Source organism: Paraburkholderia sp. SUR17, from assembly GCF_029536165.1.
Taxonomy (GTDB): domain Bacteria; phylum Pseudomonadota; class Gammaproteobacteria; order Burkholderiales; family Burkholderiaceae; genus Paraburkholderia; species Paraburkholderia kururiensis.
Genome location: NZ_CP120508.1, coordinates 2619640 through 2633163, shown reverse-complemented (window position 1 = coordinate 2633163; position 13524 = coordinate 2619640). Strand labels below are relative to the sequence as shown.

At 64.8% G+C, this 13524-nt stretch carries 12 protein-coding genes and 2 pseudogenes; 1 reads left to right on the top strand and 13 read right to left on the bottom strand.

What is annotated here, in order from left to right; genetic code table 11:
• Positions 1-229: 229 nt before the first annotated feature.
• Positions 230-1252: a sensor domain-containing diguanylate cyclase gene (locus P2869_RS11510; RefSeq protein WP_277596540.1), complete on the bottom strand. Its 1023-nt coding sequence runs from the start codon at positions 1250-1252 to the stop codon at positions 230-232.
• Positions 1253-1424: 172 nt separating this feature from the next.
• Here P2869_RS11510 and P2869_RS11505 point away from each other — a divergent pair.
• A pseudogene (locus tag P2869_RS11505) lies at positions 1425-1571 on the top strand (diguanylate cyclase); the annotation flags it as partial.
• Positions 1572-1634: 63 nt separating this feature from the next.
• Here the strand turns inward: P2869_RS11505 and P2869_RS11500 are convergent.
• From P2869_RS11500 to P2869_RS11445, 12 genes and pseudogenes are all read right to left on the bottom strand, one after another.
• Positions 1635-1775 (bottom strand): annotated as a pseudogene (locus tag P2869_RS11500) (transposase); the annotation flags it as partial.
• Between the two features lie 143 nt (positions 1776-1918).
• Positions 1919-2836 (bottom strand): MerR family transcriptional regulator, encoded by a 918-nt coding sequence (locus P2869_RS11495; RefSeq protein ID WP_277596539.1) that lies wholly within the window; start codon positions 2834-2836, stop codon positions 1919-1921.
• A 1646-nt stretch (positions 2837-4482) separates the two neighbouring features.
• Positions 4483-5364, bottom strand: coding sequence for an alpha/beta hydrolase (locus tag P2869_RS11490; protein WP_277596538.1), 882 nt, complete (start codon positions 5362-5364; stop codon positions 4483-4485).
• Between the two features lie 76 nt (positions 5365-5440).
• Entirely contained in the window at positions 5441-5968 is a 528-nt protein-coding gene (locus P2869_RS11485; RefSeq protein ID WP_277596536.1) for a chalcone isomerase family protein, read from the bottom strand.
• Positions 5969-5983: 15 nt separating this feature from the next.
• Entirely contained in the window at positions 5984-7228 is a 1245-nt protein-coding gene (locus P2869_RS11480) for a cyclopropane-fatty-acyl-phospholipid synthase family protein (RefSeq protein ID WP_277596535.1), read from the bottom strand.
• On the bottom strand, positions 7225-8052 hold the full coding sequence (locus tag P2869_RS11475) for a DUF1365 domain-containing protein (RefSeq protein WP_277596534.1): 828 nt from the start codon (positions 8050-8052) through the stop codon (positions 7225-7227). Before P2869_RS11475 ends, P2869_RS11480 begins: the two co-directional genes overlap by 4 nt.
• Positions 8049-9356 carry an FAD-dependent oxidoreductase gene (locus tag P2869_RS11470; RefSeq protein ID WP_277596533.1) on the bottom strand — a complete coding sequence of 436 codons (1308 nt, stop codon included), beginning with the start codon at positions 9354-9356 and terminating at the stop codon, positions 8049-8051. The genes P2869_RS11475 and P2869_RS11470 overlap by 4 nt, the downstream gene beginning before the upstream one ends.
• Positions 9357-9440: 84 nt before the next feature.
• The gene (locus tag P2869_RS11465; RefSeq protein WP_277596532.1) at positions 9441-10070 is read right to left on the bottom strand and encodes a lipocalin family protein; all 630 of its coding nucleotides are present in this window, start codon (positions 10068-10070) and stop codon (positions 9441-9443) included.
• Positions 10067-11167, bottom strand: a complete 1101-nt coding sequence (locus P2869_RS11460; protein ID WP_277596531.1) for a cyclopropane-fatty-acyl-phospholipid synthase family protein — start codon at positions 11165-11167, stop codon at positions 10067-10069. The genes P2869_RS11465 and P2869_RS11460 overlap by 4 nt, the downstream gene beginning before the upstream one ends.
• A 55-nt stretch (positions 11168-11222) precedes the next feature.
• On the bottom strand, positions 11223-12011 hold the full coding sequence (locus P2869_RS11455) for a DUF1295 domain-containing protein (RefSeq protein WP_277596530.1): 789 nt from the start codon (positions 12009-12011) through the stop codon (positions 11223-11225).
• Between the two features lie 182 nt (positions 12012-12193).
• On the bottom strand, positions 12194-12925 hold the full coding sequence (locus P2869_RS11450) for an anti-sigma factor (RefSeq protein WP_277596529.1): 732 nt from the start codon (positions 12923-12925) through the stop codon (positions 12194-12196).
• Positions 12922-13506: a sigma-70 family RNA polymerase sigma factor gene (locus P2869_RS11445; RefSeq protein ID WP_277596528.1), complete on the bottom strand. Its 585-nt coding sequence runs from the start codon at positions 13504-13506 to the stop codon at positions 12922-12924. The genes P2869_RS11450 and P2869_RS11445 overlap by 4 nt, the downstream gene beginning before the upstream one ends.
• Positions 13507-13524 lie beyond the last annotated feature (18 nt).

Below are 13524 nucleotides of genomic sequence, written 5' to 3'. Positions count from 1 at the left end.
GACGTACACGCCTATTCGTTCGATAGACGCCCCGCAGCTGCATTGAAGATTATTCCGTCAGCTCAGGTGGGCCCTGCTTCGAAGGCGGCCATTGCGGCCTTACTACTCCAATGGCCGGGACCTACCGCGACAAACAGATTCCGGCGCAGGCTCCGATGCTTTCTGGCTCGGGTAGCGCCGGGGGGGAGGCGGGCGCGCATGCGAGGTGTAGCGCCAGCGCTGAGTGTTGTTACTCGTTGCCGGCCGTCTGGCGGGTCTGCTTGCGTGCCTGTTTGTGACGATACATTGCCGCGTCCGCCGATTCGAGCGCCTGGTCAACGGATACAAACTGCACTGCCACAACTCCCGCGCTCACGCCTGCATAGTCGATCTCGTTTTCACCAAGCCGATATTTGCCTTTCGTGGCATTCGCCACGCGAGTGGCGAACGTTGCGGCCGCACTGTCCGCCTGCGTCTGCTCGGCCGGTCCCGGACCCACAATTGCGAATTCGTCGCCGCCTACGCGCGCGAGCATGTCGGTGTCGCGGGCTACGTTAAGGAGGCGTCGCGTGCAGGCCTTGAGAAATGCGTCGCCCGCTGCATGACCGCGGGTATCGTTGATCTGCTTAAAATCGTCAAGATCAATCATCCCGACGATCACATAGGAGGCTTCGCGTGCCGCTCGCGCCAATAGCCGGCCCAATTCATCGAGCAATGCTCGGCGATTAGGCAAACCCGTGAGTGAGTCGGTCAGGGCGAATTTCGTCAGGTACTCGTTGGCTTGTCGAAGTTCGGTTATCAGCCGTTCGCGCTCGATATGCCTCGCGATCAGACTGGAAAACAATTCAAGTGCGGCGTGCGTGTCAGGTCGCAGATCCTGTTGAAACCTACTCGCGGCACACAACGTACCGATCACCTCGCCATTACTACCGAGCACGGGTGCACTCGCATAGCTCGTGATCCCAAGTAATCGTGCTGGAGCCAGATCGGGCCAGGACTCCCTTACGTTCGAGGTATAGCGACGCCCTTCGTCAAGGCAACGCTTACAGAGCGTGTCCGACCAGGGCACCCGAAGTCCTGGTGGGATATGGAGTTCACCCGTATTGACGGCAAAGGTGACGGACTGTGAGGCTGATTCTTCGTCGATGGACGTCAAGTATGCCGATTCGAGGCCGGTCACCTGTGTGAGTAGTTTCAGGAGCGGCCCTGCCAGCTCTTCCACATTGCCGGGTGCTGTAACCGACTCCGACAGCCGCTGGAGAATGCTTTCCATAGACGCCCTCGTAGTGCCTGCATTCAGCATATTCTATCCGCCCGCTCCAGCCTGGAAGGGAAGATGTCGCTACTTCCGGGGCTGTGCCCGGCGATCAATAGCTCCAAGGAAACTGTCTGGCGCACTTGGCATCGTCCCAATTCAGGGCTGAATCGGTGACCACTTCAAGTGGGTGAACGACACGGCAGGACACAAGGCGGGCGACGAAGTACTGAAGCGAATCGCGCTCGTGGCGAGAGATATTGTGAGTGCCTCTACCGTTGTGGGCCGACTGGGCGGCGAGGAGTTTGTCCTGCTACTTTCGTCAACGACGTTGGAAGCTGCTGCTGCAATCGCGAAGCGCCTACGTGCTTCGATCGAGCAGGCCCCTGTGGAGACAGGCGGACTTCGTGCGACCGTTGCCGGGCGCCAGCACAGGCAGCGGTACATCGTCCGCGCGGATCTTGGTGCCCGCGAGCGCATGGCGACGCACGGCGTTGACGAGCGGCGCCAGAAGCTGCGTGACGCTACCCATCCAGTATCCATCGTGCCGGTATCGATCTCGACGCCAAACTACTGCAGGCAACTCAGAAATACCGTTGACGTGCCCGCATTAACTTAAACCAACCAGCCTCCACGATTCCCGGTGCGGTTCGGCCTTGTACCAGCGACGGTGCTGACGGCCACCTACGATTTGGAGGCAAGCCGCTTCGTGCTTGGTGCGCCGGTTACATCCCACCCTTCATGCTCGATTACTTCGGCCAGCGCCGCTTCGAACATCTGGACGGCCCGGTTTGCTGCATCGCCCAGATGGCGGTGCAAAAGCGCGTCGGCGGGCGAGCGAGACAGGCAGGCATCGCTGTACCGTTCGAAGGCCGAAAGTTGCAGCACGAGTTCGGAGAGGTGCCGGGGACATTCGCAGGCTATCGTGGACGACAATCCCACGAATCGCGCCAGCGTCGCGTCGTCGAAACGACGTTGCGAACGCAGCCACAGGCCCCGCTGGCCAGCGTCGCGCCTGCTTCGGTCGTCCAGGACCGAAACGAATTCGGCCAGTATTTCTTCGGCACGCAGAGCCCCATCCGGAGCCTTCTTGAGTGTTAACCCTTCGAGAGCGGCCAGCTCGATTGCGCGCTTCGTCCCAAACGGGAACACCACCATTACCTCGGATGCGCCGAGATGCTCAGCTGCTGCCACTATCCGGTTCACAGTCTCGTCGTAAAGCGCTGTTACCTGGACGATCAACCCTGTCGCCCGGACGTCGACGTTGTCGCTCAGCACGGCATCGAGACTGTCGAACTGCGCAACGACCGATCCGCTCGAAACCTGCAGCGGAAACCCGGTCATGACGACCGCGACATGGTCGGCCTCGTCTTCGTCGGCCTGAGACTGTTCGCTTCTGGGAGCGCTGGTGAGGAGCGCCTCGAGCGTTGAGGTGCTCATCTTCGCGATTGATCCGATGGCATGCCCTCTGTCGACCAGCGACTTGAGAAGCCGCAGACGATGCAGATCTTCATCGGAGTAAAGTCGCTGGCCCGATTCGCTGGTGGGAGGCGAAATGGCTCCATATCTTTGCTCCCAAATACGGACGGTGGCGGCTGGCATACGGGCAGCCTTCGCAGCCTCTCCACTGCGATACCGGCGAGTCCTCAAATCGTGCTTCGGCACAGGGTTCTCACTTTTCCGGGTAGATGTCAAACTCATTGCGAGTCGCAATTTTAACTCGTGCTCGACCCCACGCACAAGTGCCTTTTTGCCGTGCTGCAACGTGCACTCGTTGTCAGGACGCAAGGAGCAGCCTTGCGGTGCATCTCTACTGGGCGCGACGGCAACTCGACCCCATGCTGGGCATCGTTTCAACTGTCAGGACGTTGCGACTGTGCGCACGCGAGGTGAACCTGCGACCGGAGAGCAATTGTGTTTGCCAGGTCGACATGCACGTAGTCCGGGCTGACCGATGGCTTTATCAGCGCGACGACCGGGTACAGCGCTCTTGACGCAGTTGAACTGCGCGGCATACGTGGCTAGCCAGCATCGGCGCAATACGCGTTTCGATCAGGACTAGTGCACGAACAGCCACGCGGATATCATGCTCTCGGCCGGGAGTCGTGGCGGCAGACCACCATAGCGCGCTGGCGGAGACTATCAACGATCGATACGGGGGAACCAGCGGCGGGACGCTGCCGCCACTGACTCTAATTTTCAACACTACAACGACCCAAACATAGGGTTACCCCACGGAGGTTGCGTCAACAGTCTTGCTGTCAGGATTCACACAGGATTGCCCATGTCTGCCATCGGACAGGACCGCAGTTCGTCGGCCTCGCATCTCACGAGCACCCGGCAGAGAGATACTGCAGTCGCACGGCCAACCCCGTGCCGGGCCGGTTACTGGCGGTGACGGTTGCAAGATAGTTGGAGTATCGATACTGCACCAGTGCCGTTTCTACCGGATACACAGCGAGAGTGGTTGCCTCTGGACTGCTGAGCACAATGTCGGGTGCGCCCAGAGCAAGCCTCACCCGGACCGTGGCGTAGCTCCCTCCGTACCTCGCTGACCTGCGCAGCACTCATACCTCGCTGGTAGATATCAACGCCGATGAGCGTATCGAGAGGACCAAAGCTCAACCACATTTCGCTGACTGGCGGCCCCGCAAGACCCACTGACGATGAGTCAAGCCACCGGTAGCGCAGGAATCGATACCCGCGTCCCACAAGGTCGCAACTGATGTTCCGGTCTTGAGCCCATCGCGTGACTTTTGCTTCGATGCTGACGTCGAGTGCGAGACCGGCTGGCAGCGGCCGGGTTGGGGCAGGCTTTGCGGCGGCCAACGGAATCATGGCCTGCGGTACCGAGATGCGCGAAATCGGGCGCCTCCTTCGGGTTGGCCAACAAGCCCGTGACCGCGTCGTCAATCACCTTGGATATCGCGGCCGGTGCGTTCGCATTCCCGCCCAGTCCTGCCTACATGTCCGCGTTTTGAGGGTACTGTGCGACCTTGTTTGTCGACGGGCTCAGATCATTACCTCCACCGCAAGCGCCGAGACGCACAGCGGCAGAACATGCCTTGAAAGCATTTTTATTTCATGCTCCTCCCGAGCTGGTTGGGCGCGTATGCCGATCGCCACGGCAGTGCTGCCGCGATCATCCGGAGGTACGGGCGCAGGCAACGTCCGGATGCATGAAAATTCAACGAATTGTTTGCGGTTCGACCGCTGCGGGCTGGAGAGCCTCCGCATCAAGGCATCGCTCAGTGCTTGTTGACAAAAGCCACCACGTCGTCGAGAACGGGCGCGGTTGCCACCACAGGTCCCATGGCACGCACCGGTGCGGCGAGACTGCCCACCGTCATCGCGTGCGTAAGCGTGGGATATCGGCGTACTTCTACAACATCGCCCTTCGCCCGCAGCCGCGCCGCAAGGCGTTCTGTGTTCGCCGGATCGACCGTTGTGTCGCGTAGGCCAACGCCGAGAAATACGGGCGGTTCGCCGCCTTGAACGAACCGGACGGGCTGGCTTGCGTCGCGTACCGCGGGCGGAAAGATGCGCTCCAGCGTGGCGTCTTGTAACGGCAGAAAATCGTACGGACCGGCCAGTCCTATTGCGCCTGCCACCGCGTGCGACGGCGTACCCGCTTCGGCTAGCCAGGAGCGGTCGGTGGTGAGGAGCAGGGCGATCTGGGCGCCAGCCGAATGCCCGGCAAGGAAAACGCGCTCAGGGTCCGCACCGTAAGCGGCAGCATGTGTTCTTGCCCAACTCACGGCCATGGCAGCGTCCTGCATATAGCCCGGAAACACGACCTGCGGGTACAGGCGGTAATCGGGAATGACAGCCACTAATCCCCGCGAAGCGAGTGCCTCACCCACAAACAGGTAGTCCTGCCGTCTGCCGCTTTGCCAACTGCCGCCGTAAAAGAACACCACCATCGGCGGGCGGTGCGTCGCGGATTGCCTCGGGACATATACGTCGAGGCGCTGACGCTGATCCGCACCATAGGGAAGGTCGACGTATCGCGTGCAGTCGTCGCGTGGCACGAGGGCATTGACGAGCACGACAGGATGGCTCGCCGCCCATGAGAGGGCGCTTGCCGCAACGGCCGCGCAGGCGAAGAGACGGGCGAATGGAAGGCTCATGCGTGAGCGTTCCTCTGCCACACGCGCCACACGGGCCCTTCCTCGGGCGTGCCGCAGCGTTGCGAGCAGCGGTTCTTCACTGGCGCGCTCCGAGCAGGCTTTGCCGCAACCGCGCCGCGCGCGTTTCGGGATCGAGCCAGATGCGGAAAAAGGCCACGGCGAAGGCCGTGTCGTCGATCTGCGCGGTGAGGGTGCCGTTGGTGTAGAAGCGTGCCCCGTGGCCGGGCATGAATACCCCGCAGAGCCGGTCCCCGGGCGCGACATCGTTGAAAGCGCGCCTCATGTCGGCGCGCCAGGCATCGAGCGTCCCGGCGGGCAGCGGCGCCTGCGCGAGACGCCGGATCTCGCCGATGCCGGCGTCGACTAGCGTGTCGGCCTTGATGGCGCGTCGGTAGGTGAGCAGCAGTGCGAACGGTTCGTCGAATTCATACGGCGGGCGCTGCGCCCAGAGCTGCGCGTCATACAGGCAAAAGCCGAGAAAGCAGAACGGGCCCCGGCCGATCAGATGGGCCTGTGGGACGTCCGAGCGGCATTCCGCGCGCGCCGACGCGGTGATGCAAGCGAGCGCCAGTGCGAGACCGGCAAGCGCGAGCTTCGTTCGCATATCAGGCTGAGTGCTTCATGCGTGCGTCACGACGAACTGCACAACGTCAGTGCGCTGCTCCTCGAAGCCTGCCTCGCAGTACGCGAGGTAAAGGCGCCAGGTCCGCACGAACGTTTCGTCCAGACTGAGCGCCCGCACTGCATCGAGCCGCGATTCGAATGCCTCGCGCCAGAGCCGAAGCGTGTACGCATAGTCGAGCCCGAACGAGAGCGAAGGTTGGGCAACCAGTCCCGCCTCGCCCGCGGCGCGCATGAAGCGCTCGGGACTGGGCAGCATCCCGCCGGGGAAAACAAATTCGCGGATGAAGTCGCTCGTCGCACGATAGGCGGCAAAGCGCGATTCGTCGATGGTGATGGTCTGCACGAGCGCGCGACCGTTGGGCGCGAGGCACGCGCGCAGCATGCGGAACCATGTCGGCCAGTACGCTTCGCCCACTGCCTCGAACATCTCGATGGACACGATCGCGTCGTAGCGCCCGCGCAGGTCCCGAGAGTCCCCAGAGTCCCGATCGTCCAGATAGTCCCGGTAATCGCGCAATTCAATGCGCGCGAGGTTGTCCAGCTTTTCGCGCCGGATGCATTCCGCCGCAAACTCGTGCTGGCTGGCCGAGATCGTTATGCCGTGCACGTGAATACCGCACCGCGCCGCATGCATCGCGAAGCCACCCCAGCCGCAGCCCACCTCCAGCACACGCATGCCCGGTTTCAGGCCGAGCGTGTCGACAATGCGCTGGTACTTGGCGCGTTGCGCCGCTGCCAGCGTGAGGGTGCGATCGCCATCAAACCAGGCGCTCGAGTAGGTCCACGTCTCGTCGAGCCACTGTCCGTAAAACGCGTTGCCAATGTCGTAATGCGCGTGGATGTTGCGGCGGCTGCCGCGCCGGCTGTTCATGCGTAGCCGGTGCCGCAGGTTGTACCAGACCTGCTCGAGCCGGCCGCCATGCACGGTGCGCGAAACGGCGGCTTCGTTGCGCAGCGCGAGCCGAAGCAGCGCCACGAGGTCAGGGCAGTCGATCCACTGCGCCCGGTAGGCCTCCGCCAGTCCGATATCGCCCGCGCGCAGGATGGCACGGCAGGCGCGCCAGTCGAGCACGCGCAGCGTTGCACCGGGCGGCTGGTGCGGGTCGCCGAACACGTATTGCGCGCCCCCGGGCGTGGCAACGGTGAGGTGACCCACGCGGATGCGCCGCAGCACATCGAGAAAGAGCCGTGCGTAGAACGGCGGGGCACCAGGTGTGGAAAGCGATCGCAGCAGGTTCATGACGGGGTGTCCTCTGGTGTGTGCGGGGGAAGCGTCGCGGTGTGCGCTGCCGCTGCCTCGGACGGCGCGTGCGCGCCATAGAACGGCACGCGCCTGAGCCACAGGCGCAGCGCCTGCCAGTGAATGCGCACGATCACGGCGACGATGGCGAGCGGCTGGCGGGCAAGCGTGCGCAAGGCAAGCGGTCCGTCGAGTGGCTGCGCGTGCAACGTCAGCGCGGTGCGCAACAAAAGGGCGTCGGCGTCGTGGTAATCGATGGCGACCGAGAGGCGTTGGCCGCTATGGCGCACGCGAAACACGTAATGGCCCGTGACGTCGCAGAACGGTGAAACGTGGAAGGTCTTGCGGCAGACCAGCACCGTGTCGTTGGCGATGGGAGCTTGGCCCGGCGCGCTGAGCAGATAGCCGTGATGGCTGCCGAACGTGTTGCGCACGTCTGCATAGAGCGCGCGCAGCGCGCCGGCACGGTCGTGGCAGAACCAGAAGCTCACGGGGTTGAACGCGTAGCCAAAGAGGCGCGGGATGGTCATCAGCCAGATCTCGCCATCGGCGGGAATGTGCGCGTCAGCCAGCCGCGCGCGCATCCACGCTTCAAGGGGCTGTCCGTCGCGCGGCCCGTAGTCGCGCAGCGCGAGCCCGAGCGGCGCCCAGCGGTCGATACCGAACCACCAGCGCTCGGTCTCGGCCAGTCGCGCAAGATCGCAGCTCACATAGAGCGCCGGATAGTGGAACCAATGCCGCACGGGACGTAGCCGCGCGTGCATCACGCGGCCGGTCAGCAGGGCGGCCGCGGGATGCCGTCTGCAGTCGGGCGCCGTTGTCATAGCACCGCCCAGGCCGGCGTTACGCCGAATGCACGCGCCACGCGCAATGCCGACTTCAGGCCGTCTTCGTGGAACCCGTAGCCGGTCCACGCGCCCGCGTACCAGGTGCGGCGGCGGCCCTGCAGCGCGGGCAGGCGCTGTTGCGCATCGACACACGCGAGGTCCAGCAGGGGATGCTCGTACACGTAGCGCCCAATGACGGACTCGGGCGCGGGCGGAACCACCGCGTTGAGCGTGACCACCACGGGCGTGCTGAACGGCAACGGCTGCAACTGGTTGAGCAGATAACTGACGCAGACCGGGTGGCCCTGTTCGCGCCCGAGCAACCCGCGCCCGCCGAGGTAATTCCATGCCGACCAGACGCGGCGGCGGCGCGGCAGCAGACGTGTATCCGTGTGCAGCGTGGCGACGTTGCGCTGATAGCGTACGGCGCCAAGCACGCCGCGTTCGGCTTCGTCGGCGTCCGTGAGCAGCCGCAGGCTGGTGGGCGCGTGGCTCGCCAGCACGATGGCGTCGAAGCGCTCGGCGCCGCCCTCGTCGGTGACGACTGCGACGCCGTCGGCATCTCTGCGTATCGCATGCACGGGCGTGCCGGTTCGTACGTCAGTGAGCGTGGCGGCCATGCGGCGCACGTACTCGCGGCCGCCGCCCGCCACGGTCTTCCAGGGCGGCCGGCCGTTCACCTGCAACAAGGCGTGGTTCAGGCAGAAGCGCAGGAACGTGACGGCGGGAAAGCGCAGGATGTCGCTCGCGGCGCTGGACCAGATGGCGGCCGCCATGGGCAGCAGATAGTGCCGCTGAAACGGTGTCCCGTAGCCGCCTTCGAGCAGTAGTTCCCCCACCGAGCAGCGATTGCGGCTTGCGTTTTCCAGATGCTGCTGCGCGCAGGCGTTGAAGCGCAGGATGTCGCGCAACATGCCGAGGAAACTCGGCGAGAAAAGATTGCGCCGCTGGGCGAAAACTGTGTTGAGGCTGGTCCCTGCCCATTCGAGCTGGCCGCCGTCGAGCGACACGGAGAACGACATGTCGGTGCGATGGGTCGCTACGCCGAGTTCGTCGAAGAGCGCGATGAGGTTCGGGTAGGTGCGGTCGTTGAAGACGAGAAACCCGGTATCCACAGGATGGCTGTGCCCGTCCAGTTCGACGTCCACGGTGTGGGTGTGGCCACCCAGGTAGCCGGCCGATTCGAACAGCGTGACCCGGTGTCGGCGCGAGAGCAGATAAGCGCTGCCGAGGCCGGCAATGCCGGCGCCCACGACAGCGATGCGCTGTCCGGGCTGCGTCTCGACGGGTTCGGGATGCATGGAAAGGGGTCTCCTCTTCGCGGGTATTGGGTTGGGTTGCGTTTTCACAGATACGGAAGAACCACGTGAACGGATGCATTCGGCTCAATCGTCGTCATCCGGTTGCTCGAAGCCTGGTTGCCCGAGTTGCGCGGGCACCTGCGGTACGCGCCTGAACCGCGAGGTGTCGTAGCCCATTGCGTCAAGCCGGGCGAGCAGCGAGCGATAGGTGTCGTCGCTGATCTGCGGTTCGCGTGCGAAGATCCAGCCGAGCGTCTTGTCCGGGTAGCCGAGAATCGTGTAGCGATAGTCGGGATCGACATAGAGCGTCAGCTGCGAGACGTACACGGGCCAGAAGAGCCGCACGCGCCACTCGCCGCCGCCGCTGCCGGGCTTCACGGTGTCGAGGAACTGGTAGCGCCGCTCGGGCTGGTCGAAGCCTCCTTTGCGGCCGATGAACGCGTCGTCGATGCGGCCGTCCGCGCGCAGCGTCCATTCGGCGCGGCTTGCGACGAAGTGCCGTTCGGCGAAGTACGGGATATGGGCGATCACGTACCAGCGGCCCATGTAGCGCGGCAGGTCCACGGGTACCGTCTTGAGCGGCAGCGCGGCGCGCGGGTTCGGGTTAGGCGGTCCGCTCGTGCAACCCGGCAGGACCGCGAGCGCGATGGCGCAGGCGAGCGCCGCGGCGAGCAGAGGGACAGGCGAAGCGCCACGGGCATTGCGGGACATCATTGGCCTCCCCGCGCGCCGCGCTTCTCGAACAGGTAATGCGCAACGCCCCATTCGTTGCCGCGCGCGTAGCCGAACAGTTCGGCTACGGCCATGTAGAACATGCGCCAGCGCTGGAGCCAGAGCGCAGCGTCCTTGCCGTAGACGTCGGCGAAGAGCGGCAGGACGCGCTCGCGCGAGGCGTCGAGCGCTTCAAGCCACTGCTGCGCGGTGCGCGCGTAATGCCGGCCGTCTACCCACCACTGGCGCGTCACGCGCAGATCGTCCTGGAAGTGCAGAAGCAAATTCGCCGAGGGCATCGTGCCGCCCGTGAAGAAGTGCCGCGACATCCAGTCGGCGGTGTCGCGCGAGGCGAAGTGATAGGCGAGCGTGCGATGCGCGAAAAGATGGACGAACAGGCGACCGTCGTCGCGCAGCCAGCCAGCGAGCTTCGCGAGCAGCAGTCCGTAGTTCTTCATGTGCTCGAACATTTCAACCGAGACGATGCGGTCGAACCCGCGCTCGTGCTCGGGGAAATCGAAGTCCACGATGTTGCCGGTCACGACGCGCAGATTGTCGAGGCCGTAGCGGTCCGCCTGCTGCTCGATGAAGCGGCGCTGCCCGTGCGAATTCGAGAAGGCCACGATCTGCGCGCGCGGCAGACGCCTCGCAAGCCGCAGCGAGAGCGATCCCCAGCCGCAACCCAGATCAAGAATGCGCTGCCCGTCCGCCAGCCCGGCACGCATGGCATAGCAGTGGAGCATGGCTTCCTCTGCCTCGGCGAGCGTTTCGTCGCCGCGCGGATAGTACGCACACGAGTACTTCATGTGAGGCCCGAGATGCGCCTGGAAGAACGCGGCCGGCACTTCGTAATGCTGGGTATTGGCGGCCGGCGTTTCGATCGCGATCGGGCTTGCGCGCAATTCGGCGAGCAGGCGCTGCAAGGCTTCGGTGCTGCGCTCGCTGTTTTCGCCGTTTTCGTCGCGCAGGCGTGTGCCGATCAGCCGGCGCATGCCGGCCCGTACCAGCGCGTCAGGCAGCCAGCCGCGCTCGCAGCAGCGGATGATCCAGTGATCGTCGACGATCTCGGCATTGGGCGAATCGGTGAGGGTCGTGCTCATCGAACGGGTCCTTGTGTTGAGTGGGCTTCTGGTCGAAGTCGGAGCGGTGTCGGCGCTACCCGCGGCGCTCGCGGGACGGCGGCCACGGAATCAGCGCGCTCGTCGTGCGCATGTATTCGTCGTAGCCGGCGCGTGTTCTGGCGAGGCGGGCTTCGAGCAGCGGAATGCCGGAGACTTTCATCAACAGCCAGGCCATCAGCAGGGGCGGCGCGAACGTGAGCCAGCCCCACGGCAGCCGCAGTGCGAGCACGGTGTAGGCGAGCCAATGCACGCACTCGAAGAAGTAGTTGGGATGGCGCGAGTACCGCCACAGGCCGGTGCGGCAGACGTGGTTCCGGTGTCGGGCGTCGGCGGTGAAGCGGGCGAGTTGCTGGTCGGCCAGTGCCTCACCCGCTACTGCGACGAGCCAGACGGCCACGGCGCCGGCCGCGTTGACGGGCGATGCCGCCCTGGCACTGAAGACCGGCACGAAGAACGCCACGGCGAGCAGCAGCGCAACGAGCGCCTGCAACTGGAAAAACCAGAAGAAATTGCGCGGCGCGGCGGCGCCCCACTGATCGCGAAACTGCCGGTAGCGCGCGTCTTCGGGCTTGCCGGAATTGCGGCGCCAAAGATGGATGGCAAGCCGCACGCCCCATACGCCGGCGCCCGCGGCGACGAGCAGGCGGTTCAATGGTGCGCCGGAGCCCGCGAGTGCCGCGAATACCGCAACGCAGCCAAGGGCGGCCGCCCAGACGGCGTCGATCATGCCCGCGTTGGCGGTGCGCAATTGCCACAGCCAGACGGCCGCGAAGGTCAGGGCCAGCCCGGCTGCGGACGCAGCAACGATGGCGGTTGGGGACATCAGGGCGTACTCCGTTCCGGATCTCAACCGCATATACGGATGGCGCGGCGGTTTGGATGCAGCAGGAACAGAGATGTTTTTTTTGATGCAGGGAAAAAAGAAAGGCCGCCAAGAGGCGGCCCCAGAACGCGGCCCAAAAGGGCGGCCCTATGCTCGGGTTTGCGACGACCGCTGCTCGGGTGTCAGGCGAGGTGCATTGCGCCCGTCGCGATGACCGGGCCGGTGGGCTGGCCGGTGGGCGATCCGCCCGGGGGTTCGACGGAAACGGCCAGCACGGCGCGCGTGCTCATCTGTGCGAGCACCTGCGGCGGCAAGGGCATGGAGGCTGCCGTATTGATGGGTACGACGCCAAGCCCAATCGGCCGGGCGCCAGGCGGTATCAGCCAGAGTTCGGTGGAGCGGTTTGCGGCGACGTGCGGCTGGACGGCGGGCACCACCACCATGCGCCCGCGCTTCACGTCGACCGTGGCGGTCCAGTGGGCGACGCCATCGCTGCGCGCGAGCGTCGCGACCATGTAGCCGTTTTGCGCCACCTCGGCCGATGGCTGTCGCGCCTCGCGCAGCGTGACGATATTGACCGCGAGCAGCACGAGCGCGGCAGCGCTCGCGCCAACGCCGAGCCAGCGCCATACATTGAGACTGTTCCACCAGCCACCGCGGGACGCAGCCGTAGCGCGGGACGGCAGGAATCCAAGGTCGCGCTGAATGCGTGTCCAGACACGGGCCGGCGGTTCGACGTCCGCGAGGTCCTCCGCCAGCGGGGCGAGGTGCGCCAACCAGTTGTCGAGGCAGGCGCGCAGAGCCGGATCGCGCAGCACCTCGCGCTCGAGTGCGCGGCGCGAGTCGCTGTCGAGAACGCCGAGCGCGTATTCGGCGCAGCGCAGATGGTCGTCGGGTGAGAGCGGAGTGTTCATCGTTCGAGACACAGCTTCAGTTGCAGCAGACTGCGTCGTATCCAGCTCTTCATGGTGCCGAGCGGCACGCGCAGCCGCTGCGCCAGTTCGCTATAGGTTGCGCCGCTGAAAAAGGCCTCGCGCACCGCTCCCCCCTGCTGCGGATCGAGCGCCGCAAGGCACTGTTCGAGCCGGCGACGCTCCTCGCTCCATTGCACGGCGTCCTGCGGCGTGGGCGCTTCGTCCTCGATTTGCGCCGCGGCATCTTCGTCGAGTGGCGCCTCGCGATGTTGCCGCATGCGGTCGATCGTGCGGTTGCGCGCAAGCGTGAGGAGCCAGGTCATGGCGCTGCCGCGGTCCGGATCGAAGCTGTCTGCGCGGCGCCACGCGTTCGTGTAGACCTCTTGCAGAACGTCTTCGGCTTCGCCGTCGTCATGAATCATGCGTACGATCACCGCAAATACGCGCGAGGCAGTCAGCGTGTAGAAGTCCGAAAAGGCTTGCTGGTCGCCCTCTGCAACTCGACGTAGCGTGTGGTTGAGGTGAGTGCGACGCACTTCCTCGAAGTCGGGGCTCGCGGTCATGTCGGGCGCATCACGCATGCTCGGAGTCGGACGGAT

What these genes read in the sequence shown, in the direction of transcription:
- P2869_RS11485 (WP_277596536.1), bottom strand. Translation starts at nt 5,968, where the DNA reads ATGCGAACGAAGCTCGCGCTTGCCGGTCTCGCACTGGCGCTCGCTTGC.
- P2869_RS11480 (WP_277596535.1), bottom strand. Translation starts at nt 7,228, where the DNA reads ATGAACCTGCTGCGATCGCTTTCCACACCTGGTGCCCCGCCGTTCTAC.
- P2869_RS11445 (WP_277596528.1), bottom strand. Translation starts at nt 13,506, where the DNA reads ATGCGTGATGCGCCCGACATGACCGCGAGCCCCGACTTCGAGGAAGTG.
- P2869_RS11450 (WP_277596529.1), bottom strand. Translation starts at nt 12,925, where the DNA reads ATGAACACTCCGCTCTCACCCGACGACCATCTGCGCTGCGCCGAATAC.
- P2869_RS11475 (WP_277596534.1), bottom strand. Translation starts at nt 8,052, where the DNA reads ATGACAACGGCGCCCGACTGCAGACGGCATCCCGCGGCCGCCCTGCTG.
- P2869_RS11460 (WP_277596531.1), bottom strand. Translation starts at nt 11,167, where the DNA reads ATGAGCACGACCCTCACCGATTCGCCCAATGCCGAGATCGTCGACGAT.
- P2869_RS11465 (WP_277596532.1), bottom strand. Translation starts at nt 10,070, where the DNA reads ATGATGTCCCGCAATGCCCGTGGCGCTTCGCCTGTCCCTCTGCTCGCC.
- P2869_RS11470 (WP_277596533.1), bottom strand. Translation starts at nt 9,356, where the DNA reads ATGCATCCCGAACCCGTCGAGACGCAGCCCGGACAGCGCATCGCTGTC.
- P2869_RS11495 (WP_277596539.1), bottom strand. Translation starts at nt 2,836, where the DNA reads ATGCCAGCCGCCACCGTCCGTATTTGGGAGCAAAGATATGGAGCCATT.
- P2869_RS11490 (WP_277596538.1), bottom strand. Translation starts at nt 5,364, where the DNA reads ATGAGCCTTCCATTCGCCCGTCTCTTCGCCTGCGCGGCCGTTGCGGCA.
- P2869_RS11455 (WP_277596530.1), bottom strand. Translation starts at nt 12,011, where the DNA reads ATGTCCCCAACCGCCATCGTTGCTGCGTCCGCAGCCGGGCTGGCCCTG.
- P2869_RS11510 (WP_277596540.1), bottom strand. Translation starts at nt 1,252, where the DNA reads ATGGAAAGCATTCTCCAGCGGCTGTCGGAGTCGGTTACAGCACCCGGC.